Source organism: Pectobacterium peruviense, from assembly GCF_002847345.1.
GTDB lineage: Bacteria > Pseudomonadota > Gammaproteobacteria > Enterobacterales > Enterobacteriaceae > Pectobacterium > Pectobacterium peruviense.
The window spans coordinates 23,113-46,991 of record NZ_LXFV01000003.1 but is presented as its reverse complement, the minus strand read 5'-3'; the positions used below and the strand labels follow the sequence as shown (position 1 = coordinate 46,991).

General features: G+C 52.4%; 23 protein-coding genes. 17 read left to right on the top strand and 6 right to left on the bottom strand.

Annotated elements, in window-relative coordinates:
- Positions 1-6: 6 nt before the first annotated feature.
- From A0G03_RS03550 to A0G03_RS03530, 5 genes are all read left to right on the top strand, one after another.
- Positions 7-855, top strand: coding sequence for an ABC transporter ATP-binding protein (locus tag A0G03_RS03550; RefSeq protein ID WP_048260863.1), 849 nt, complete (start codon positions 7-9; stop codon positions 853-855).
- Positions 845-1,657, top strand: coding sequence for an IucA/IucC family C-terminal-domain containing protein (locus tag A0G03_RS03545; protein ID WP_048260862.1), 813 nt, complete (start codon positions 845-847; stop codon positions 1,655-1,657). Before A0G03_RS03550 ends, A0G03_RS03545 begins: the two co-directional genes overlap by 11 nt.
- Positions 1,658-1,959: 302 nt before the next feature.
- Positions 1,960-3,411: an ATP-dependent RNA helicase RhlE gene (rhlE, locus tag A0G03_RS03540; protein WP_048260859.1), complete on the top strand. Its 1,452-nt coding sequence runs from the start codon at positions 1,960-1,962 to the stop codon at positions 3,409-3,411.
- Between the two features lie 177 nt (positions 3,412-3,588).
- Positions 3,589-4,032, top strand: a complete 444-nt coding sequence (parS, locus tag A0G03_RS03535; RefSeq protein WP_048260857.1) for a type II RES/Xre toxin-antitoxin system antitoxin — start codon at positions 3,589-3,591, stop codon at positions 4,030-4,032.
- Complete coding sequence (locus tag A0G03_RS03530; protein ID WP_048260855.1) at positions 4,029-4,499, top strand: RES family NAD+ phosphorylase; 471 nt, start codon at positions 4,029-4,031, stop codon at positions 4,497-4,499. Before parS ends, A0G03_RS03530 begins: the two co-directional genes overlap by 4 nt.
- 56 nt (positions 4,500-4,555) lie before the next feature.
- Here the strand turns inward: A0G03_RS03530 and pepT are convergent, their stop codons facing one another.
- Entirely contained in the window at positions 4,556-5,785 is a 1,230-nt protein-coding gene (gene pepT / locus A0G03_RS03525; RefSeq protein WP_048260854.1) for a peptidase T, read from the bottom strand.
- A 140-nt stretch (positions 5,786-5,925) separates the two neighbouring features.
- Between pepT and A0G03_RS03520 the strand changes: the two genes are divergently transcribed.
- Positions 5,926-7,521 (top strand): ABC transporter substrate-binding protein, encoded by a 1,596-nt coding sequence (locus A0G03_RS03520; protein WP_048260852.1) that lies wholly within the window; start codon positions 5,926-5,928, stop codon positions 7,519-7,521.
- A gap of 46 nt (positions 7,522-7,567) precedes the next feature.
- On the opposite strand, the gene A0G03_RS03515 is transcribed toward A0G03_RS03520, so the two are convergent.
- On the bottom strand, positions 7,568-8,239 hold the full coding sequence (locus tag A0G03_RS03515) for an epoxyqueuosine reductase QueH (RefSeq protein WP_048260849.1): 672 nt from the start codon (positions 8,237-8,239) through the stop codon (positions 7,568-7,570).
- A gap of 260 nt (positions 8,240-8,499) precedes the next feature.
- On the opposite strand from A0G03_RS03515, the gene dusC reads away from it, so the two are divergent.
- The 8 genes from dusC to pbpG all read left to right on the top strand — a co-directional run bounded on the left by dusC (position 8,500) and on the right by pbpG (position 15,612).
- Positions 8,500-9,432, top strand: coding sequence for a tRNA dihydrouridine(16) synthase DusC (gene dusC, locus A0G03_RS03510; RefSeq protein ID WP_048260847.1), 933 nt, complete (start codon positions 8,500-8,502; stop codon positions 9,430-9,432).
- Between the two features lie 197 nt (positions 9,433-9,629).
- A complete protein-coding gene (gene mmuP, locus A0G03_RS03505) occupies positions 9,630-11,042 on the top strand; it encodes an S-methylmethionine permease (protein ID WP_048260844.1) in 1,413 nt (470 codons plus the stop codon).
- Entirely contained in the window at positions 11,035-11,976 is a 942-nt protein-coding gene (gene mmuM / locus A0G03_RS03500) for a homocysteine S-methyltransferase (RefSeq protein WP_080965246.1), read from the top strand. The genes mmuP and mmuM overlap by 8 nt, the downstream gene beginning before the upstream one ends.
- Before the next feature lie 21 nt (positions 11,977-11,997).
- Positions 11,998-12,546 (top strand): hypothetical protein, encoded by a 549-nt coding sequence (locus A0G03_RS03495; protein ID WP_048260842.1) that lies wholly within the window; start codon positions 11,998-12,000, stop codon positions 12,544-12,546.
- 438 nt (positions 12,547-12,984) lie between these two features.
- Positions 12,985-13,527 carry a class IV adenylate cyclase gene (cyaB, locus tag A0G03_RS03490; RefSeq protein WP_048260840.1) on the top strand — a complete coding sequence of 181 codons (543 nt, stop codon included), beginning with the start codon at positions 12,985-12,987 and terminating at the stop codon, positions 13,525-13,527.
- A gap of 60 nt (positions 13,528-13,587) precedes the next feature.
- The gene (locus A0G03_RS03485) at positions 13,588-13,944 is read left to right on the top strand and encodes an FMN-binding protein (RefSeq protein ID WP_048260838.1); all 357 of its coding nucleotides are present in this window, start codon (positions 13,588-13,590) and stop codon (positions 13,942-13,944) included.
- Positions 13,945-14,005: 61 nt separating this feature from the next.
- Positions 14,006-14,515, top strand: coding sequence for a DUF6622 family protein (locus A0G03_RS03480; RefSeq protein ID WP_048260836.1), 510 nt, complete (start codon positions 14,006-14,008; stop codon positions 14,513-14,515).
- 149 nt (positions 14,516-14,664) lie between these two features.
- Positions 14,665-15,612 (top strand): D-alanyl-D-alanine endopeptidase, encoded by a 948-nt coding sequence (gene pbpG / locus A0G03_RS03475; RefSeq protein WP_048260834.1) that lies wholly within the window; start codon positions 14,665-14,667, stop codon positions 15,610-15,612.
- Positions 15,613-15,685: 73 nt separating this feature from the next.
- Here pbpG and A0G03_RS03470 read toward each other — a convergent pair whose 3' ends face one another.
- Entirely contained in the window at positions 15,686-16,372 is a 687-nt protein-coding gene (locus A0G03_RS03470; RefSeq protein ID WP_048260832.1) for a glutathione S-transferase family protein, read from the bottom strand.
- A gap of 389 nt (positions 16,373-16,761) precedes the next feature.
- On the opposite strand from A0G03_RS03470, the gene bglX reads away from it, so the two are divergent.
- Positions 16,762-19,068 (top strand): beta-glucosidase BglX, encoded by a 2,307-nt coding sequence (bglX, locus tag A0G03_RS03465; RefSeq protein WP_048260830.1) that lies wholly within the window; start codon positions 16,762-16,764, stop codon positions 19,066-19,068.
- Positions 19,069-19,155: 87 nt separating this feature from the next.
- On the top strand, positions 19,156-19,695 hold the full coding sequence (gene idi / locus A0G03_RS03460) for an isopentenyl-diphosphate Delta-isomerase (RefSeq protein ID WP_048260828.1): 540 nt from the start codon (positions 19,156-19,158) through the stop codon (positions 19,693-19,695).
- A gap of 84 nt (positions 19,696-19,779) precedes the next feature.
- Here the strand turns inward: idi and A0G03_RS21935 are convergent, their stop codons facing one another.
- The 3 genes from A0G03_RS21935 to A0G03_RS03450 all read right to left on the bottom strand — a co-directional run bounded on the left by A0G03_RS21935 (position 19,780) and on the right by A0G03_RS03450 (position 21,512).
- Positions 19,780-19,887, bottom strand: coding sequence for a membrane protein (locus A0G03_RS21935; RefSeq protein WP_039291214.1), 108 nt, complete (start codon positions 19,885-19,887; stop codon positions 19,780-19,782).
- A 91-nt stretch (positions 19,888-19,978) separates the two neighbouring features.
- Entirely contained in the window at positions 19,979-20,626 is a 648-nt protein-coding gene (locus A0G03_RS03455; RefSeq protein WP_048260825.1) for a LysE family translocator, read from the bottom strand.
- Positions 20,627-20,678: 52 nt separating this feature from the next.
- A complete protein-coding gene (locus A0G03_RS03450; RefSeq protein ID WP_048260822.1) occupies positions 20,679-21,512 on the bottom strand; it encodes an AraC family transcriptional regulator in 834 nt (277 codons plus the stop codon).
- A 164-nt stretch (positions 21,513-21,676) separates the two neighbouring features.
- Here A0G03_RS03450 and dinG point away from each other — a divergent pair, with 164 nt between their 5' ends.
- Positions 21,677-23,776: an ATP-dependent DNA helicase DinG gene (dinG, locus tag A0G03_RS03445; RefSeq protein WP_048260820.1), complete on the top strand. Its 2,100-nt coding sequence runs from the start codon at positions 21,677-21,679 to the stop codon at positions 23,774-23,776.
- Positions 23,777-23,879 lie beyond the last annotated feature (103 nt).

Sequence of the window (23,879 nt, the reverse complement as noted above, 5' to 3'; positions counted from 1 at the left end):
AAGGTTATGCTGTCAAAGAATGTGCCTCCAACAAATAGCGGTTCCCGTGATGCGATTGTCAGTCAGTCGCTGACGCTAAGTTACGATAAACAGATCGTCATTGACGCGCTGGATATCTCGCTGCCAGCCCAGAAAATTTCGGTGCTGGTGGGCAGTAACGGCTGCGGTAAGAGCACGTTATTAAAGTCATTCGCCCGTCTGCTGAAACCAACGAGCGGAACGATTATTGTCAACGGGGCGGATATCCATCGGCAATCTACCGTCGAGGTGGCGAAATCTCTGGCAATTTTGCCGCAAACGCCGACTGCGCCGGAAGGTCTGACGGTCTATCAACTGGTGAAGATGGGGCGTTATCCGCACCAGTCGTGGCTGAAGCAGTGGTCGGCAACGGACGAGGAAAAAGTCCTTGAGGCGCTGCGCAGCACTGGCGTGCTGGCATTAAAGGATCGCGCGGTTGATTCTCTGTCCGGCGGCCAGCGTCAGCGCGTATGGATCGCCATGACGTTGGCGCAGGATACCGACATCGTCCTGCTGGATGAACCGACGACCTACCTCGATCTGGCGCATCAGATGGAGGTGTTGGATTTGCTACGAGAGTTGAATCTCCAGCAGCAGAAAACCATTGTCATGGTGTTGCACGATTTGAATTTGGCATGTCGCTACGCGCATCACATGGTGGCGGTGCATGACCGGATGGTGTTTGCGCAGGGCAATCCGCGCGATATCCTTACTGAGGCCACGGTAAAAACGGTGTTCAACCTGAATTGCCGCATCATTGACGATCCATTCTTTGGCACGCCGCTGTGCATTCCGTTTGGGCGTGAAGCAGCGGAAACGGTGGACAATGTCGGCTAATCGTCTGACGCCAGCGCAGTGGGCAATGCTTTCCGGCACATTGCAATTAACGGATGCCTCACAGCGGGCAGGCCATGACGGCTGTCCGAGTCGGAGAGTGTTGGATCCAGACTATTGCCGTTGGCTGCTGGAAACCCTGACACCACCGTTGCTGTCGCCGTCGATCAAGATTACCGCTTCTCTGCTGGCGAAGCGGATAGGGTTCTTAACCACGGCCGCCAGCCTGTACGCCATGTCGGTGTATAACAAAGGGCTGAACATGGCGCTGGATAACAGCGTGCTGGAATTCGGACACAGCCGTCTGTGGACATCGACGATGCCGCTTTACGATCTGACAGTGTCTCAACCAGAAACAGGACTGCGAGAGGCGTGGCGCGATAGTCTGTTCGACATGCTGTTTGCTCAACACCTGTCGCCGATTCTACAGACACTGTCGTCGGTGTCGGGTGTGCCGCTGCGTATTCTGTGGGAGAACGTCACCGTGCGGGTATTTTCGTTATACGAGCAGCGCATTGAGTGGGACGATCCGGCGGCAGTGTGTTCGCAGGGAATGACGCTGGCACAGCAGGTACAGCAAGATTTCGACGCTTTGCTGGCTGCGCCCGGCGAACGCTTTGGCTGTGATGATAATCCGCTAAGGCCGTTCTTTCGTGCGAAAACGCGAGTTCCTGCTGCGGGGCGTGCGGTGAACTTTCGTGAGGTGCGCTTTCGTCGCACCTGCTGTTTTTATTACAAGGCATCGCAGCCGCAGGAATATTGCAATAACTGCCCGTTATTGCGTCCCGCCAGAAAAACAGGCTGACACAGATAAAAATCCTTCAGCCGTTATGCCCTAAATAATTCGAGTTGCAGGCAGCGGCCTTTTAGGGCGAGTATTTAAGAGAAGCCAACGCACATGCAGCTTGCAGTATGACGGGGATAGAATCTCTGCTACAATCGTCTACAGTCATGCACCGTAGTTGTGCTCGTTCACCGTGGTTGTTGCGTATGTTGTTGTTACGTGAGTTGTTACGTTAATAGTGGCCCGCCAAACCCGTCTTACTGACCCTCTGAAAACTACACCGGCTGCTGTCCGGTCAGAGCGGATCTGGAGTTGTTCTTTTTATGTCATTTGATTCTCTCGGCCTGAGTGCCGATATTCTGCGCGCGATTGACGAGCAGGGTTATCGCGATCCTACTCCTGTTCAACGCCAGGCGATTCCTGTCGTGCTGGAAGGGCGCGATTTAATGGCCAGCGCCCAAACGGGTACGGGTAAAACCGCAGGTTTTACGTTGCCACTATTGCAACTGTTGACCAGCCGTGAAGCGCAGCATAAAGGGAAAGGTCGCCGTCCGGTACGCGCGCTGATCCTGACGCCAACCCGTGAACTGGCCGCGCAGATTGATGAAAATGTGAAGGCGTATAGCAAGTATCTGAGCTTGCGTTCACTGGTCGTATTCGGTGGGGTGAGCATTAACCCACAGATGATGAAACTGCGTGGCGGCGTGGACATTCTGGTGGCGACGCCAGGGCGTCTGCTCGATCTGGAGCATCAGCGTGCCGTTGACCTGTCTCAGATCGAAATTCTGGTGCTGGATGAAGCGGACCGTATGCTGGATATGGGCTTCATTCACGATATTCGCCGTGTACTGGCGAAGCTGCCTGCTAAGCGTCAAAACCTGCTGTTCTCCGCCACTTTCTCGGATGAGATTAAAGCGCTGGCGAACAAGCTGCTGACCAATCCAGCTTCGGTTGAAGTCGTGCGTCGTAATACGCCGTCTGAACTGGTCACACAGAACGTACATTTCGTTGATAAGCGCCGCAAGCGTGAACTGCTGTCGCAGCTGATTGGTGAGAATAATTGGCAGCAGGTGCTGGTCTTTACCCGTACCAAGCACGGTGCTAACCATCTGGCTGAGCTGCTGGAAAAAGACGGCATTACCGCTGCCGCTATCCACGGTAATAAAAGTCAGGGTGCGCGTACGCGTGCGCTGGCGAACTTCAAAGACGGTAGCATTCGCGTGCTGGTCGCCACGGATATCGCCGCGCGGGGTCTGGATATCGACCAGTTGCCGCACGTGGTGAACTATGAGCTGCCGAACGTGCCGGAAGATTACGTTCACCGTATCGGCCGTACCGGTCGTGCGGAAGCAACGGGTGAAGCGCTGTCGCTGGTATGTGTGGATGAACACAAACTGTTGCGTGACATCGAACGTCTGCTGAAACGTGAGATTCCGCGTATCGCTATTGAAGGTTACGAGCCGGATCCGTCCATCAAGGCAGAGCCGATTGTGAATGGTCGTCAGGGCAGCCGTGGCGGCGGTGGTGGCGGTGCGCGTAACTCGGCACCTCGTGCGCAGTCTGGCGCGCCACGCGGTCAGTCCGAGCGCAGCGATCGTAGTCAAGGTCAAGGCGAACGTCGTTCAGCCGATGGCAATCGCCAGCCGCGTAAAGCAGGTGGTAATAGCGATAGCCCGTGGGGTACTGGCGGTAAAGGGAATGGTGGCAAGAGCAGTGGCGAAGGTCAGCGCCGCGCACCGCGTCCACAAAACCGCAGCAAGCCAGCGGACAAGTAAAATCGAAAGGGAGCCAGTGGCTCCCTTTTTTATCGCGCTATTTTTGCCATAGCAGGTGTGCAGTTGGACTGCGTGGGCGATAGAGCATCACCGCGGTAGGTCACTGCCAGGAGATGTCTACTATTTGCGCGACAATTACCATTTGGGTATAATAAAAACTCCAAATGGAGGTTTGTTATGAAAACATTTAGCTTATCCACGACTCAGAGCAGGCCGCCCCGTTTATGGCAGGTGGCAGGATTAAACCATTCTGATGGTGTGGCGCTTTTGGGACAGATTAACCAAGGCCTTGAGGGTAAGGTTGCTAACCTTATCGCTGACTGGGCGAAGATAACGCAAAACGACCTGCGTAAAATGTCCGGCATTCCGTCAACGACATTTAGCCGCAGCGTCAAAGCGCGATTTAGCGCCGATCAAAGTGAACGGTTGGTGCGTATCATCCGTGTTATTGATCGCGCCGTAGAACTGTTTGAAGGTGATAAGGACGAGGCTCAAAAATGGTTGAATGAGCCAAACAGGGCGCTTGGCGGAAAAGTACCAGCAGAACTGATGGTATCCGAAACCGGGGCTTACGAAGTCATGAAATTGCTCACGCGCCTGGAACACGGTGTGTACTCTTGATTCTCTATCGGCTTACAAAGACAAAGCATCTTTCTACAGCCTGGACGGGATACGGAGCAAAAGAGGCTGGAGGCCGTTGGAACAGTGTTGGCACCTCGATGGTTTATGTCTCAGAAACCGCATCGCTTACCATGCTGGAGACGCTGGTACACCTGCATGCAGCGCAAATCCTGGATTATTACACGCTAATGCGTATCGATGTGCCTGAAGATCAGATTCAGAGTGCCGATATGGACGAATTGCCAGACAACTGGGCTGCTGAAGAAGCGCCGCCGGATCTGGCGGTATACGGTGATGCGTGGATCTTTACCAAAAGTTCGATAGCGTTGCGAGTCCCCAGCACCCTCTCGCCCGTGGAGTATAACTACCTGTTAAACCCTGAACACCCGGATTTCTACGGGATCATTCAGCGGGCAGAGACTATACCGTTCCAGTTTGATAGTCGGCTAAAGCCCGATCGTAAATAATGCATCCCGGGTATCAATTTATTTAATCGTTATCAAACTCTCTTTTCTCAACGCGATTATTTCGCTGCTAGCAGGCATAAATTCAATGCCACTTCATACGATTTCACAAACGACGGGACAGGGAGAAACTCAAAGCGTGAGTGGAAATTGTGCGCGCCGGTGAAGAAGTTTGGCGTTAGCAACCCGTTAGCGGATAGCGCTGCACCATCCGTGCCGCCACGCATTGGCGTCACCTTAGGTTCAATACCCAGCGTGTCCAGTGCAGCAAACAGCAGGTCTATTGCCCGACGATCGTCGGTAATCGCGTTGCTGATATTGCTGTAGATATCGGTGAGCGTATAGGTCACGGTGCCAGTAGGATACTGCGCGGCAATCTTCTCTGCGATCACAGCAATCTGCTGTTTGCGCTGTTCAAACGTGGCTAAATCGAAATCGCGAATAGAGGCTTTGAGCTTTGCTTCATTGGCATTCGCCGTCAGATCGTTAAACCAGACATAGCCCTCGCGTTCTGCCGTGTGTTCCGGCGTCTGCTGGCGATCGAACTGGCTGATAAAGTCATGTGCCATGAGCAGAGGATTAACCAGCACGCCTTTCGCCGACATCGGGTGCGCAGGCACGCCGGTAAAGCGAATTTCGGCTGAGGCCGCATTGAAGTTCTCATACACCACTTCACCCAGCTCGCAGCAGTCGATGGTGTAGGCGAAATCAACATCGAAGCGTTTGAGATCGAGCGCTTTCGCACCGCGTAGCCCAATTTCCTCATCCGGCACGAAGGCCACCACGATATCGCCGTGTGGTGTTGCATCGGTCAAATTCTCCATGAGCGTCATGACCACGGTGACGGCGGCTTTATTGTCCGCACCCAGTACGCTGGTTCCATCGCTGAAAATGATGTCCTGCCCGACATACGGCAGAATTTCCGGGTGTTCCGCGGTACGCAGCCAGATGTCCTGTTCGGCATTCAGGCACAGGTCTTCACCAGTAAAGCGCAGTGTTTGCGGGTGAATATGCGGCGACAGGCCGACGTCAACCGTATCGATATGGGTAATAAAGCCAATGCGCGGTGCGGATGGACAGTTGCCCGGCTTTACGGCTGTTACCGTGGCGTGCTCATCGATGACTACATTCTGTAGGCCGAGCGTACGCAGCTCGTCCGCCAGCAGACGTGCCATCTCATGCTGTTCCGGCGTGCTGGGCAATGTTACGGAACTCGCATCGCTTTGGCTGGTGACGGCGAGATAACGGTAAAAACGCGTGCTGAGTTGATGAGCCAGACTGTCTGTCATAACGAATCCTTTTTATTCAGTAATAGCCATGATTGTTATCCTAACGTAGAAATTATTTCATTTGAGGGTTTTATTTGTCATTTTATCGTCATGATTTTTATAGCGGTGTGGTGAAACACCAATAACAAGCGAGGTCTGGGATGAAAAAAGCAGGAATACGATTCACATTGGCTGCGTTGACGCTGGCGGTTGCCTCCGCCGCATCGGCGAACACTTTGGTGTATTGCTCTGAAGGATCGCCGGAAAACTTTAACCCGCAGCTTTATACCTCCGGCACCAGCGTGGATGCCAGTGCAGTGCCAATTTATAATCGTCTAGTGGATTTCAAAGTCGGCACCACGGAGCTAGTGTCGAGTCTGGCGGAACGCTGGGACATTAGTGCCGATGGGCGCGTGTATACCTTCCACTTGCGCAAAGGGGTGAAGTTTCAGAGCAACAAATATTTTAAACCCTCGCGTGATTTTACCGCCGATGACGTGATTTTCTCTTTCATGCGGCAAAAAGACCCGCAGCACCCTTACCACAGTGTCTCGAAAGGCACTTATGCCAATTTTGAGAGCTTGTCGTTTGGCTCACTGATCCAGAATATCGAGAAGGTGGATGACCACACGGTGCGTTTTACGCTCTCCCATGCGGAAGCGCCGTTTTTGGCTGATTTAGCCTGGTACTTCGCTTCTATCCTCTCTGCGGAATATGCCGATGCGATGCTCAAAGCTGGCACGCCGGAACGCGTGGATATGGATCCGATTGGTACCGGACCTTTTGAGTTAGCGCAGTACCAGAAAGATTCGCGCATTCTGTTTAAAGCGTTTCCAGATTATTGGGAAGGCAAGGCCAAGTTGGATCGGTTGATCTTCAGCATCACGCCAGATGCTTCCGTACGTTATGCCAAGCTGGAGAAGAATGAGTGTCAGGTGATGCCGTTCCCTAATCCTGCCGACCTGCCGCGTATGAAAGAGAATAAAGATATCGTACTGATGCAAAAGGCCGGGTTGAATACCGGCTTCCTGTCGTTCAACACCCAAAAAGCACCGACGGATAATGTGAAAGTGCGTCAGGCGCTGACGATGGCGATTAACAAATCGGCGATTATTGAAGCCGTTTTCCAGGGCACTGGCACTGCGGCGAAAAACCTTCTGCCGCCAGGCGTCTGGAGTGCTGACAGCGAGCTGAAGGATTATGACTACGATCCCGAGAAGGCGAAGGCGTTGCTGAAAGAAGCCGGTTTGGCGGAGGGAACGGCTATCGAACTGTGGGCGATGCCGGTTCAACGCCCGTATAACCCGAACGCTCGTCGTATGTCAGAGATGATTCAGGCCGACTGGGCGAAGGTCGGTGTGCAAGCCAAGATTGTCACCTTCGAGTGGGGCGAATACCTGAAGAGGGTGAAGGGGGGTGAACATCAGGCGGCGTTAATGGGCTGGACAACGGCGACAGGCGACCCTGATAACTTCTTCGGGCCGTTGTTTACCTGTACGGCGGCCAACGGTGGCTCCAACTCAGCAAAATGGTGTTACGCCCCGTTTGATAAAATTATTACCGACGCGCGTGCCTCACAGGATCATGAACAGCGAATTGCCCTATACAAACAGGCGCAGCAGATGATGCACGATCAGGCTCCGGCCGTCATGATTGCGCATTCCACCCTCTTTGAACCGGTGCGCAAAGAAGTGACCGGGTATGAAGTTGACCCGTTCGGTAAGCATATTTTCTATCAGGTCGATGTGAAGAAGTAAGAAGCAGAAAGTCCGGCACGCTGTGCCGGACTCTGGTGTTATGCGGTTATTCGGCTTCATCGCCGTAATACAGTTTACCGATGCGAATAATATCGCGCCCCTGTGATTTGCGATGTTTATTGGAATCGCGCAGGGAGTATATGCAGCCGCAATATTCTTGTTGATAGAAATGTTCTCGCTTGCTGATTTCGATCATGCGAGCCGAACCGCCGCCTTTACGCCAGTTGTAATCCCAATAGGTGACGCCAGGATATTTCTGCGCCGCGTTCTGGCCGCATTCGGTAATCTGCTGCATGTTTTTCCAGCGGGAAATCCCCAGCGAGCTGGAAATGACGCTAAAACCGTTTTCTGCGGCATACAGCGCTGTACGCTCGAAACGCATGTCAAAACACATGGTGCAGCGAATGCCGCGTTCGGGTTCCCACTCCATGCCTTTGGCTCGCTCGAACCAGTTATCCGAATCGTAATCTGCATCGATGAAAGGTACGTTATGCTGTTCGGCGAAACGGATGTTTTCCTCTTTGCGGATCATATATTCGCGCTGCGGGTGGATGTTGGGGTTATAGAAGAAAATGGTGTAGTCGATGCCAGAAGCAGTGATGGCTTCCATGACTTCACCAGAGCAGGGCGCACAGCAGGAGTGCAGCAGCAGTTTGTTTGCGCTATTTGGCAATGAAAGCTGCGGGCGTTTAAATTCTGCGGTTTTGACATTCGACATAAATAAACAGTCACTTCGTTGTGGTCCGTAAGGACGGTAGCATCACAAATTCGTAACGAATTATTGATGATATGCCCACGTGAGGCAACCTCTGGGCGTATCTGGCGTTATCTTTCCCGTCGTATTATCCGTACAATACCCCCTAAAAACGGGCTTAAGTGACGGGCATTACCCTGGTATTGCCCGTTTTTTGGCCGTGGTATTCACGATTATGTTATTAACCAGTGTCATCAACGATCGAAGAGTTATTGAGTAGCGTTATGCGTGTTCTGCTTGCCCCGATGGAAGGGGTTCTCGACTCATTAGTGCGAGAACTACTGACCGAAGTAAACGATTATGATCTGTGTATCACCGAGTTTTTACGCGTGGTGGATCAGTGCCTGCCGGTTAAATCTTTTTATCGCCTTTGCCCGGAGCTACAGCATGCCAGCCGCACGCCGTCCGGCACACTGGTGCGCGTGCAGCTACTGGGACAATATCCGCAATGGCTGGCGGAGAACGCAGCGCGTGCGGTGGAGCTGGGTTCGTATGGCGTCGATCTGAACTGCGGCTGTCCGTCGAAGCTAGTAAACGGCAGCGGGGGCGGCGCGACGTTGTTAAAAGATCCCGAGCTGATTTATCAGGGCGCAAAAGCCATGCGTGAGGCGGTGCCCGCGCATTTGCCGGTGACGGTGAAAATCCGTCTCGGGTGGGATTCCGGCGCTCGTCAGTTCGAAATTGCCGATGCGGTGCAGCAGGCGGGTGCAAGCGAGCTGGCCGTGCATGGCCGCACGAAAGAAGACGGTTATAAAGCCGAGTGCATTAACTGGCAGGCGATTGGTGAAATTCGCCAGCGGCTGCGGATTCCGGTGATTGCCAACGGTGAAATCTGGGACTGGCAGAGCGCACAGGATTGTATGGCGACAACGGGCTGTGACGCGATCATGCTGGGGCGTGGTGCGCTGAATGTACCGAACCTGAGCCGCGTGATTAAATATAACGAACCGCGTATGCCGTGGCCTGAGGTTATGTTACTGCTACAAAAATATGTGCGGCTGGAAAAGCAGGGTGATACGGGACTGTACCACGTCGCGCGTATCAAACAGTGGCTCGGCTATTTACGTAAAGAGTACGACGACGCCACCGAGTTATTCAGCGAGATCCGCACGTTGAAGACCTCAACGGATATCACACGTGTGATTGGTGAGCTGTAGGTGCTCACCGCATTCTTTTGCTTCTGTTCAATTTTAACCCACCTCATCGCTCTCCAGCGGCCTGCGCTTTACTTTACGAATCGGTTGACGGTATAACACTCCATCTATCTGGAAGTCTAAACGTCTACTCCCGCTTAGGGGCTATTACTGTCCTGCGACATCAAGCAGTACGAGTTTATTGATAAAGAAAGGTCATCATGGAACAACACGCATCTGGCTCGGAAGGGCAGTTTAAGCGCACGATGAAAGCTCGCCATTTGGTGATGCTTTCGCTCGGCGGCGTCATCGGTACCGGCCTGTTTTTCAATACGGGCTACATTATTTCCACGACGGGCGCGGCCGGTACGCTATTGGCGTATTTGATCGGTGCGTTAGTGGTGTACTTGGTGATGCTTAGCCTGGGCGAGCTGTCTGTCGCGATGCCGGAAACTGGGGCGTTCCATGTGTACGCATCCCGTTATCTTAGCCCGGCAACGGGCTATACCGTGGCGTGGCTGTATTGGCTGACGTGGACGGTCGCGCTGGGTTCGAGCCTGACTGCCGCTGGCTTTTGCATGCAGTATTGGTTCCCACAGGTGCCAGTCTGGACCTGGTGTCTGTTGTTTTGTGTGCTGATCTATCTGCTGAATGTCGTCTCGTCCCGCTTCTTCGCCGAAGGGGAATTCTGGTTCTCGATTGTTAAAGTGGTTACGATTCTTGCCTTTATTGTGCTCGGTGCGGGCGCGATGTTTGGTTTTATTCCGATGCAGGACGGTTCTCCCGCGCCGTTCTTCCAGAACATTACCGCGTCCGGCTGGTTCCCACACGGCGGCCTGCCAATATTGATGACGATGGTGGCGGTGAATTTCGCCTTTTCTGGCACGGAACTGATCGGCATCGCGGCAGGGGAAACTGAGAATCCGCAGAAGGTTGTGCCAATGGCGATTCGCACGACCGTTGCGCGACTGGTGATTTTCTTTCTGGGTACGGTGCTGGTGCTGGCAGCGATTATTCCGATGGAAGAGGCGGGTATTGCCAAAAGCCCGTTTGTGCTGGTGTTTGAAAAAATTGGTATTCCTTACGCCGCCGACATTTTTAATTTCGTGATTTTGACGGCGATTCTGTCTGCCGCGAACTCAGGGCTGTATGCCTCGGGACGTATGTTATGGTCGCTGTCTAACGAAGGCACGTTGCCGCGCCGGTTTTCTCGTCTGACGCGTCGTGGTATTCCGCTCTTCGCCATCTCTGTGAGTATGTTGGGTGGGCTGTTGGCGCTGTTTTCCAGCGTGGTCGCGCCCGATACCGTCTACGTAGCGCTGTCCGCGATTTCCGGCTTTGCTGTGGTGGCGGTGTGGTTGAGTATCTGCGCCTCGCATTATATGTTCCGCCGTCATCATATTCGCTCTGGAAAATCACTTTCCGAGCTGCAATATCGCGCACCTTGGTTCCCGATAACGCCGATTCTTGGCTTCCTGCTGTGTTTGCTCGCTTGCGTCGGATTAGTGTTTGATCCAAGCCAGCGGATTGCACTGTGGTGTGGAATTCCGTTTGTTGCATTGTGCTACGGTGCTTATTATTTCACGCAATCAGTGAAGAAACGTGGATTAACGGGAGTGGAAGACATTGCGTAAAAATACGGTGATCGACATGCTGGCAACGGCATCAACGATTGTGCTGGACGGTGCGTTGGCGACTGAACTGGAAGCGCGCGGCTGTGATTTAACGGATCCCCTGTGGTCGGCGAAAGTGCTGGTTGAGAATCCGGCGCTGATTTATCAGGTGCACCTCGACTATTTCAAGGCTGGGGCGCAGTGTGCGATTACCGCCAGCTATCAGGCAACGCCGCAGGGGTTTGAGGCTCGCGGGTATAGCGAAGCGGAGTCGCTGGCGCTGATTGCCAAAAGCGTACAGTTGGCGGCGCAGGCTCGGGATGATTATCGGCGTGATAACCCACAGGCTGGGACGCTGCTGGTGGCGGGATCGGTAGGGCCGTACGGTGCCTATTTGGCAGATGGTTCGGAGTATCGTGGTGATTACCATCTGCCGCAGGCTGAGATGATGGCATTTCATCGGCCGCGTATTACGGCACTGCATGAGGCGGGTGCGGATCTTCTGGCCTGCGAGACGCTGCCGTCTTTTGCGGAAATAGAGGCGCTGATTGCGTTACTGGCCGAATTCCCTCAAGCGCAGGCTTGGTTCTCCTTCACGCTGCGTGACAGTGAACACCTCAGCGACGGTACGCCATTGCGCACGGTGCTGGAACGGGTTAACGCTTGTTCGCAGGTGGTTGCTGTGGGCATTAACTGCATTGCGTTGGAAAAGGTAACCCCCGCGCTGACGCACCTGTCTTCGCTAACGGATTTACCGTTGGTGGTTTATCCCAATTCCGGCGAGCAGTATGATGCCGTAACCAAAACCTGGAGCAGCGCTCACGATGCGGCATGCCAGCTGACAGCGTATCTGCCCGAGTGGCAGGCCGCAGGGGCATGTCTGATTGGCGGTTGTTGCCGAACGACGCCAGCCGACATTGCCGGTATTGCACGCTGCTGCAAGCACGGGGATTAGTACTCATAAGGGGATGCCGTGATGGAAAATGATGTGGATCTGCAACATGCGTACTCGCTTGCCAGACAGCGCGTAGCGCCCGATGTGCCGGTAACGGTGCTGTATATTGGCGAACAGCAGACGACGGTCATCTGCGGTACGGCATCACAGCCGTCGGCAACTCTGCAATTGACCATTGGTTTTGACAAAACAGCGGCGACGTTTTTCAAACATCTTCCCCCGACGCCGGACGAGATGGAGCTGGCGATCATGGCGGTAGAAGATGAGGTGACGCGTATTCGCCACGACATCCCTGCGGATTCCACTCTGTTCGCTTTCGACTCTGCATTGGTGACAATCGCACAGATTTCGGGAGCAGAAGAAGAGGAAGCGGGATGGTGGTTGCCGCAGGATGATATGGAGCGAACGTTTAAACGCCTGGAACGCGTCATGATGGGGAGCCCAGCGACCTGGGAGGGGATTCCGCTAGAGAACGCCTTCTCCGCACGGTTACTGATTTTGCGTGAGTTTATGCACCATCACGGCTTTGATTCTGCACTGATTCTGCTATTACCGACGGTTGCTGCGTGAAGAACTAGCGGTTTCTTCCTTCTCAGCTACTATTAACGGCGGTCAGCGTCCAGTGCGGCTCTGACCGCATTTTTTTGATGATAAATCGCGGATGGCATTTGTTAGCGGTTAATTGTTGCCAGAAAATTGCGCACGGATATCTGACGTTGTAAGGTAATAACGCGGCATGATTATCGAGACAATGCTATCGAGGCAATGCTATCGAGGCAATGCTATCAAGGTCATGCTATCGCGGTGTTAGGATGTGACAGGACGTAGGGTGTTAATCAAGGAGGATGAGAGGACGGCCATTGGGCCATATTATGTTACCTGTATGATCTATTTTTGCGGATGACTGAACCATTATTATCTTGAATTTCCGTATTACAGCGTAATAAAACGCTGTTCTATATTACGGGGAATCATTTTATTTCAGGGAATCCAGTGAGGGGAAAGAACATGGTTGAACATTTCACAGGGAAATATGAAGTTGAACTTAAATTCCGCATCGACGATATAGCTGTTTTCAGGAATACGCTTTTTAGTCTCCACCCAGAGGCTTTCGTCTTTGAAAATAAAGAACATGATATTTATTACGATGATGCTGAGAAGCGACTGCAGCAGCAAAATATCAAAATGCTGGTGCGCCGCATGGAGCCATCGGGGATAAAACTCTGGATTGTTAAAGGACCGGGTGCCGATCGCTGCGAAGCGGTTAACGTCGAAGCCTTTGAAAAAACCGACAGCATGCTACAGACGTTAGGGTATAAGCCTCTTTTTGAAATTCATAAAATCCGCAGTATCTACTTTTTAAATGCCTTCCATATCACGCTTGATTATATTGAATCTCTTGGTTATTTCGTGGAAATATCGGTGATGACTGATGATGAAACCCAGTTGAAAGCACTCAGAGATCGGTGTATAGAGTGTGCGCTACGGCTTCAATTATCATTGGATAATATTGAAACGAAATCTTATTACCAATTATTAGGTTTTAACTGATTGTTCTTCTCTGGTTATTGAATTGTTGCTTTTGTTGTTTTATTTACACATGGGAAAATGATGAAGAAATCTATTCCGGCGGTGCTAGCCACGTTAGTGATGGCTTTTTCTCTGTCCGTTCATGGCAGTAATGTGGCGCAATATAAAGATGGCACCTATATCGGTAAAGCGCAGGGGAAGGCAGCAGAAGTTGAAGTCACGGTCAGCATTAAAGAAGGGAAGATCGCCAACGCTGAGGTGTTGAAGCATGGCGATACTGAAGCGATGATGCTGAGCGCAACGGATCAAATCGTGCCTGAGCTTATTGAGAAGCAGGATATTAGCAAGGTGGATGCGGTAACGGGGGCAACGTTATCGAGTCAGGGCGTGATTAATGCGGTGAAACAGGCGCTGGAACAGGCAAAAGTTACACCGTAATTGAACAGGAACGTGGCTACCATTTTTGATAAGGCACCGCCGATAAAGGAATCGCACTAACGTGGACAACCTGCTGATCATTTTGCGTCATACGCCTTATTGGGTGTGGGCCGTTTTGGGTTACCTGATTTATGCTGGCGTAAAAGCCAGCCAGCCGAGGCGACAATCGCTGGCGCGGATGCTAGTCGTACCAGCGATTTTCATGGTGTGGGGCATTAGCTCGATTTTTCACACACTGATGCTCCCGCTTGTGGCGGCGGGTGGGTTTCTACTGATGTTGATGATTGGGCTAGGTATCGGGTGGACGTGGGGGGCGACATCAGGAACCTATCTGCCGGAACCGAGCTGTTTTCAACGTACTGGGTCGTGGTGGCCGCTGGTTCTGATGCTGCTGACTTTTTGTTCTCGCTTTTACTTTTCCGTCCAGTTGGCTCGGTTTCCCACGTTGGCACATGACCCTGTGTTCTGCCTGTTATCCGGCGCTGCAAGTGGGATTACTGCGGGGATATTCAGCGGCGTCAGCCTGCGTTTACTCAACCAGATGCGCAAAATAAGACCATATTTGACGTAATGCTAGCAAAAACAGTGGGTTGCTAAAACCGTCTGTCAACATTTGTCACAAAGCTTTTCTGCTGCATGAGTGCGTGGGGAAGGGCGGTAAATTATAATGCCGATGCCTATCCCTTTCATTTAACAGAATTCTGTTTAAGTTATTGAAGAATGACTAAAAATTTTAAGCTTTCTCTTTGTGGCCTGTTGATGTTGTCAACCCATGTTGTGATGTTGCCCCAGGCTGTGGCGAAAGCGCCGACGTATTCCGCGGGTACTGCGCATCAGGAAATTGCTTCCGGTAGCGCCATGGTGGTGGATCTGCGCGATAACCATATTCTTTATTCCAGCAATCCTGACGTCGTCGTGCCGATTGCTTCGGTGACGAAATTGATGACAGCACTGGTCGTGCTGGATGCCAATCTGCCGCTGGATGAAATCATTTCTGTGGATATCAGCCAGACGAAAGAAATGAAAGGAGTGTACTCACGTGTTCGCCTGAACAGTGAGATCAGCCGTCGTGACATGCTGCTATTGGCATTGATGTCATCCGAAAACCGCGCGGCTGCCAGTCTGGCGCACCACTATCCGGGCGGCTATCAGGCGTTTATCCACGCGATGAATGCCAAAGCTCGTGCGTTAGGTATGACACACACGCGCTATGTGGAACCCACCGGGCTGTCCATCGATAATGTCTCGACCGCCCGCGACCTCACTAAGCTCCTGATTGCCAGCAAGCAATATCCGCTGCTGAGCCAGCTTAGTACCACGCAGGAGAAAACGGCGACATTCACCCATCCGGCGTACAGCTTGCCGTTCAGAAACACCAATCATCTGGTCTATAAATCGGATTGGAGCATTCAGCTCACCAAAACGGGCTTTACGAATCAGGCAGGACACTGTCTGGTGATGCGTACGGTCATTAATCAGCAACCTGTTGCGCTGGTGGTATTGGACGCATTCGGTAAGTACACACATTTTGCGGACGCTAACCGCCTGCGCAAGTGGATTGAAACCGGTAAGGTCAGCGAAGTGCCCGCTGCTGCGTTGAGCTATAAGAAACAAAAATCGTTGGCTTCCCGCCAACCGCAGAGCATGGCGAATATCGAAACGGAATAACAGATCCCCTTCCCACTGCTTTGGGTGGGGGATATTTTAACGGTGGCCGAACAGGCCACCGCCTGCATCGGTATTACGCGTGAGCGCGAAAATCCTCTATCACTTCACCTGCATTTGTCACATCTTCCTCGTGCGCCGCTTCACGCCAGGTTTCTGCTAATGCATCTTGTAGCCATTGCTGCATCGCGGGTAATGCCAGCAAGCGTTCGCAGTAAGCGGCAGCTTCCGGTGAGACGGAAAGCTGATAGGTTTTGATACGGAAGACGACGGGTGCAAAAAACGCGTCTACCGCCGAAAACTGTGTCCCCGCCAAAAATGGCCCGCCAAATCGTGTTAATCCTTCCTGCCACAACTCACTAATACGGGCAATGTCGCTGCTGAGAGCCGGAGACATCTCGTTCAACTTGACGCGCACGCCGCAACTCATGGCGCAGGTATTGCGCAGTGCGGTAAAGCTTGAGTGCATTTCGGCGGCGGCACAGCGTGCCCAGGCGCGGGTTTTGGCATCGGCAGGCCAGATGCCGGGATGCTGCTCAGCCAGATATTCGGTAATCGCCAGTGAATCCCAAACGGTGGTTTCGCCGTCGATCAGACAGGGAACCTTTGCCGTTGGCGAAAAGGCCTTGAATGCGGGTTGTGCCATGCCCGGCGAAAAAATAACCTGCTTTTCTTCAAAAGGAATTGACAGTGTTTTCAACAGCACCCACGGGCGCAGTGACCAGGACGAATAATTTTTATTGGCGATGTACAACTGATACATGTCTGAGGCTCCGTGTGTTAACGACGCTTTAGCATTAGCACGAAAGGCGATAGAAATCATCCTGCTTGCCGAGCGGTTCAGCAGTTTATTGCTCTGTTACTAGGATTATTATGCAAACGGAGAGCGGGGAATGTGAATTATGCGTATCGTCTAGCATTATTCTTGCAGTTTTTATTAAATGAAATCTCAACAAATGCACTATATTACGCGCTGTGCATTTGAGTGCGTCGGTGCGGCAACCACTATCGGGAAGCCTTATTCGCTTAAGGCAGGAAAGGTGTTTTTTACCTTGTCAGAGAAGGGATGTGACCGTCGGAATCTTCAACCTGTCTTGTGCTTCAGCGCCTCGTTCTGCTCTGATGCCTGGATTGACTGGGTCTTTATAACGAATGAAATGGCTTACTTCACTGACTATAGCAATTGGACTTGCCTGTAATCCGGCGTTTGCGCAGGAATTGACGTCTGTGCCGGCATCAATATCGCCTTCACATCAGCAGCGTGATGCATTTGTCACGGATCTGCTGAAGAAAATGACGCTGGAAGAAAAGATTGGCCAGCTCAGATTAATCAGCGTCGGGACGGATAACCCGAAAGAAGCCATTCGGGAAATGATTAAAAACGGCCAGGTTGGTGCGATTTTTAATACGGTGACCCGCCCGGATATTCGTGCGATGCAGGATCAGGTGATGCAGCTCAGCCGCCTGAAGATTCCTCTGTTTTTCGCCTACGATGTGGTGCACGGTCAACGTACTATTTTCCCTATTGCGCTGGGACTGGCCTCCAGTTGGGATATGGGTGCGATTGCGAAAAGCGCGCGCGTGGCGGCTTATGAAGCGACGGAAGACGGTCTGAATATGACCTGGGCGCCGATGGTGGATATTACCCGCGATCCACGCTGGGGCCGCGTTTCGGAAGGCTTCGGTGAAGACACCTGGCTGACCAGTAAAATTGCCGGTGTGGTCGTAAAATCCTTCCAGGGCGATGACGTAACCGGACGCCACTCGCTGATGACCAGCGTAAAACACTACGCACTCTACGGCGCGGTGGAAGGCGGGCGTGACTATAACACGGTGGACATGAGCCCTCAGCGCATGTTCCAGGACTATATGCCGCCTTACAAAGCAGCGATTGATGCTGGCAGCAGCGGCGTGATGGTCGCGCTGAACTCCATCAATGGTACGCCAGCCACCGCTAACAGTTGGTTGCTGAAAGACGTTCTGCGCGATGAGTGGAATTTCAAAGGCATCACTATTACCGATCACGGCGCGATTAAAGAGCTGATTAAGCACGGCGTTGCCAGCGACCCGCGTGATGCATCACGTCTGGCGCTTAAATCCGGTATCGGGATGAGCATGAGCGACGAGTATTTCGTGCGCTATCTGCCAGAGCTGGTGAAAAGTGGTGCGGTGAGCGTGCAGGAAATCGATGATGCCTGCCGTCAGGTGCTGAACGTGAAATATGATATGGGACTGTTTGAAGATCCGTATCGTCATCTGGGCGTCGCGAGTTCCGATCCGGTGGATACCAATGCGGAAAGCCGCTTACACCGTTTAGATGCGCGTGATGTTGCGCGTAAAAGTCTGGTGCTGTTGAAAAACCGCCTACAAACGCTGCCGCTGAAAAAGCAGGGCACGATTGCCGTCGTGGGACCATTGGCTGATAGCCAGCGCGATACCATGGGCAGTTGGTCTGCAGCGGGAGTCACGAAACAGACGATTACCGTTTATCAGGGCCTGAAGAATGCGGTCGGCGATAAAGCCACTATTCTCTATGCCAAAGGTGCCAACGTCAGTAATCACAAAGGCATTATCGATTTCCTGAACCAGTATGAAGATGCCGTGCAGGTGGACAAACGCCCACCTCAGGTGATGATCGATGAAGCCGTAGAAGCCGCGAAGAAAGCGGATGTGGTGGTCGCGGTTGTCGGTGAAGCCGCGGGGATGGCGCATGAAGCGTCCAGCCGTTCGAATATCGACCTGCCGCAAGGCCAGCGTGACCTGATCGCGGCGCTGAAAGCCACGGGTAAACCGCTGGTTCTGGTGCTGATGAACGGCCGTCCTCTGGCGCTGGTGCGTGAAGATCAGCAGGCTGATGCGTTACTGGAAACCTGGTTCAGCGGCACGGAAGGTGGTAATGCAATCGCCGATGTACTGTTTGGTGACTATAACCCGTCTGGCAAGCTGCCGATGTCCTTCCCGCGTTCTGTCGGTCAGATCCCGATTTATTACAATCACCTGCCGTCAGGCCGTCCTTACACGCCGGAAAACCCGGGTAAATATACGTCCCACTACTACGATGAAGCCAACGGGCCACTCTATCCGTTCGGTTATGGTCTGAGCTACACCACGTTCAGCGTGTCCGATGTGCGTTTGTCAAGCCAGACGATGAAGCGTAACGGGACGATCAATGCCAGCGTAACGGTGAAAAATACGGGTAGTCGTGCTGGGGAAACGGTAGTTCAGCTGTATCTGCACGATGTAGTGGCTTCCATCAGTCGCCCGCTGAAAGAGTTGCGTGGTTTTGAGAAAGTGATGCTACAACCGGGAGAATCTCGCACAGTCACCTTCACGCTCGATCAGGATGCACTCAAGTTCTACAATGCCCAGATGCAGCAGGTGGTAGAACCTGGTAAGTTCGATGTCATGATCGGTCTGGATTCACAGCGCGTGAAAAGCGACAGCTTCACCCTGTTATAATGATGTTTGTTTCGCCGCTGGGAACCACCAGCGGCGAATTAACACGAATGGTGATTGCTGGAGAACAGGGTATTGCAGGAGGAAGGTATGCCGTTGACTGAAGTCGTGTTGGTTGATGAAAATGACAAGCCAACGGGCGTAATGGAAAAGCAGGAAGCGCACGTAAAAGGAGAGTTGCACCGTGCGATTACCGTCTATGTTTTTAACTCTCGCCAGCAGTTGTTATTACAGCAGCGGGCAGAAGAGAAATATCATAGCGGCGGTTTATGGAGCAACACCTGTTGCAGCCATCCCGCGCCCGGTGAAGAGACGCTACAAGCGGCACACCGCCGTTTGTATGAAGAGATGGGGTTACGCTGTGCGCTGATGCCGATGTTTACGCTGACCTATCGTTTGCCGCTGGATAACGGGTTGATTGAGCATGAATTGGGGCATGTGTATTTTGGCGTGACGGATGACGTTCCGCAGGTCAATCCCGATGAAGTGTCGAGCTATCAATACCAGTCGATAGACGATATTGCGCAGCGGATGAGGACGACGCCCGAGCAGTTTACCGCGTGGTTCCAACTGACTTTTTCCCGTATTCCAGAGTATTGGCAGGCGTTCAAGTCTGAGCAATCGCGTTAGCCTTGACGATCGCATTTATTGCCGCGTTTCAGTGCGGCACTGTTCATGCAGCATGCAGTAGGAGGGAAAGGTAGGTAGAAAGCCTCAGCCTGCGTGCTCGATAATAATGTAACCCACCAACATCATGCCGGACATGCCACCTAAGGCGAGCAGGGCAAAAAGACTGATAATGCCGATTTTTTGAAGAGTCATCAGGTTATCCTTTTGTTAATTGCCCCGAATTATAAAGCCTTCCGCCCATGAAACAAGGCCGAAACGCTCCTCACTTTTTAAATACACCTCATTACCGAAATAAAAGCAGCAGACCGAAAAAGAGCAAAATGACGCCAGCACCGCGCTCAATCGGGTTAAGCCAGCGCGTTAAACGCTGTTGAATCAACGGGCGAGCGATCAGTGCAGCGATGAGCAGATCCCACACCAATACGATAAAAAACATCCATCCACCGCTGACAAATTGCTGTGTAGGTGTTACCTGTGACCCAAGAATACTGGTCATCAGGCTGATATAGAACAGCATGTTTTTAGGATTCAACAGCGACGAACCAAGCCCTAGCAGGATTTGTTTACGCAGCGTTGGGCAACTGTCGGAGTGCTGTTCTGCCTGAAACGATGGGATAGCGCGGCTTGTCAGTAACTGATAGCCAATCCAGATCAGATAAGCCGCACCGGCCAACTCGATGGCGGTAAAAAGCGTCGGCGAGTGCTGAATGCCTGCCCAGCCGATTGCTGCCAACAGGATGTATATGCCGTTACCCAACGCGATGCCCAGACAGATTCCCATGCTGCCGCGCAGTCGGTAGCGAATGGCGTAGGCTGTCAGCAGAAAGAAATCCGGACCTGGGCTCAATAGCGCCACAAAATGCGCCAGTGCCAGAGCAGGAAAATGGGCAGGAAAGAGCGAGTCGGTGGAGAAAAGGGGATTGATAAACATCATATTTCTGGCCTCGATAAGTAATCGAAGCCAGTCTAGACAAGGTGTTCGGCTATTTATTGTCAAATATTGATCGTGCGTACTGACCCGGTGTTGCGGAGGTGTATTGCACAAACGTTTTGTGGAAATGGCTTTGATCGCAGAAACCGCTTTGGTAGCTGGTATCAACCAGCGGCGTGCCTTGCTTCATGAGTAATTTGGCATACTCAATACGGGCGTTATTAAGAAATGCCATCGGCGTAATACCGATATCGTGACGAAATTGTCGCACGATGGTTTCACGTCGTAGGTTCAATTCATCCGCCAGCGTTTCCAGCGAGGGCGATTCTTGCAGATTATTCAGCAAACGCTCGCGTACGTGACGCGTCGTGGTTTGTAACGCCTGATGGGGTAATGCTGGCTCAGGCAGGCAATACTGCTGCCAAATGGGTGCCAGCATCGCTTTGAGCAGGTTGTCTGCCGACGTGATTTCTCCCCGATGCAGCAGGGCAATAAGATGCTGATAACGCATAAAAAGAGTGGGGTCGCGTAAGACGACACGGTTGCAACGCACGCTATCCGTCTGATAATTGCAGTGGGTAGCGATCTGATCGAGACACCATGCGGTATCCAGATAAAGCATGTGATAACTGCGCGTTTTTCCTGGGAGTGGGTTACAGCTGTGCGGCTGTTGGGGATCGATAAAGATGAGATCGCCAACCTGTAAGTGATGCGTTTCGTTGCGGTAATGGCAAAGCGTCTCGCCGTGTTCGATCGCCCCAATTGAGAATTGCGCATGGCTGTGTGTTTTATAGGCGTGGCTGCTGTTGCGCGTGGTGCGGCTTTCAACGTGCGGCAATCGTGGCGAAAACCAGTACGATTGGTTAATGGCATGGACCGAAGACATAATTTCCCGAAGGTATAGGTTACCGCTCGCGACAAAAACAGGGCTTTACCCTAATCGCTGAGTGGAAGATTGTCGAGCGTGGAATCATCGTGCAGTGATATCGGCTGACGTCGTTGGGCGTCTGTGGGACAATGGCGGCCAGATTACACAGATACAGAGTATGCATGACGCTGTCCCCCGCAATAAAATTGCAGATTGGTCAATGGTATAAGGCCCTGCAAGAGCAAATCCCGGATTTTATTTCCCGCGTTCCCCAGCGACAGATGATTGCCGAAGTGGCGAAAACGCTTGCGGGTGATTACCCGCGCCATCTGGCTATCGAAGCACCAACCGGCGTCGGGAAAACGCTTTCTTACCTTATTCCGGGTATTGCAGTGGGGCGTGCGGAGGATAAAACGTTAGTGGTGAGCACTGCGAATGTGGCGTTGCAGGATCAGATTTACAGCAAGGACCTGCCTCTGTTGCAGAAATTTATTCCCGAACTGAAATTTACCGCTGCATTTGGTCGTCGTCGTTATATTTGCCCACGTAATTTGGCGATGCTGGCAACCGATCCCGACGCACAGGGGGATTTGCCGCTCTTTCTGGATGATGAACGGCTGTCTGCTAGTAAGGAAGAAGAACGCGTTTGTGTAAAACTCGAAAAAGCTCTGCAAGGTCACGCCTGGGACGGGCTGCGCGACCATTATCAGGATTCGATAGCCGATAGCCTGTGGCAAAAACTGAGTACGGACAAAGCAAACTGCCTTGCGCACAACTGCCATTATTACCGCGAGTGTCCGTTCTTCCTCGCGCGGCGTGAGATCGAGCAGGCCGACGTTGTCGTCACTAACCATGCGTTGGTGATGGCGGCGATGGAAAGTGAGTCGGTACTTCCTCCCCCCAAGAATTTACTGCTGGTGCTCGATGAAGGGCACCACATTCCCGACGTTGCCCGCGATACGCTGGAGATGTCTGGTGATATTCATCCGGCCTATATGATGTCGCAACTGGAGCAGCTGGTGCAGCTCATCGGGCAGTGTATGGCGCAGTTTGCCCCTAAATCACCGCCGCGACTGGCCAACAGCGAACGGTTAACCAGCCATTGTGAGGAGATCCGCGAGTGCGCGCTGTCTTTCTCGCAAATGTGTGGGCTGTTTCTTCCGCATGACGGACAGGAAACCGAGTACCGTTTTGCGATGGGGAAAATGCCGGATGAAATGCGCGAACTCTGCGTGCGATTGTTCAAACTGACCGACACGCTGCGGGCGCTGGTGGAGTACATGCTTAACGATCTCAGCGAGAAAACGGGGAAGCATGATGTGGTGCGGGTTTATCACGCATTGCTGAAAATGAGCCGCCAGCAGAGCTACCTGGAATCTATGAGCAAGCTGTGGCGGCTGGCGGCGATGGAAAAATCCTCGAACGCGCCAGTTTCCAAATGGATCACACGGGAAATGCGTGATAACCAGCCGCATCTCCACCTGCACTGCGCGGGAATTCGCGTCTGCGATCAGCTTGAAAGGTTACTGTGGGGTAAGGTATCGCACGTTGTGGTGACCTCGGCAACGTTGCGCTCGCTGAACAGTTTTGCACGCATACAGGAGCTTTCCGGTCTGAGTGAGCAGGAAGGGGACACGTTTATCGCACTGGATTCACCGTTCAATCATCGTGAACAAGGGCGTCTGGTTATTCCTAAAATGCGTCATGAACCTCTGATGGAGTCTGAGGCGCAGCATATTGCCGAGATGGCGCAATTTTTCCGTGCAGAATTACAGCAGGATAAGCACAAAGGTATGTTGATGCTGTTTGCCAGCCAGCGTGCCATGCAACTCTTTCTGACGCAGGTGACTGATTTACGCCTGATGCTGCTGGTTCAGGGAGATAAACCACGCTACAGGCTGGTCGAATTACATCGTCAGCGGGTACAAGAAGGCCAGACCAGCGTACTGATTGGCTTACAGTCCTTTGCGGAAGGGCTGGATCTGAAAGGTGAGCTGCTTTCTCAGGTGCATATTCACAAAATAGCGTTTCCGCCCATCGACAGCCCGGTGATTTTGACGGAAGGCGAGTGGTTAAAAAGCCTCAAACGGCATCCATTTATCGTACAAAGTTTGCCTAGCGCCTCGTTTAACCTTATCCAACAGGTTGGACGCCTTATTCGTAGCCATGGCTGTTTTGGTGAAATTGTCATTTACGACAGGCGGCTGCTAACCAAAGGCTATGGCGCACAACTGCTGGCGGCGCTACCCGTCTTCCCGATTGAACAACGGGATATGCCATAACAAATTCCTCTATATCTGTTCGTCGAATAAGAGGGTAATTAGTCCCTATTTAGCGCTATATTTTTTTATTCTTATTTGTTAGATTTGTCTCGGAACAGCAAGG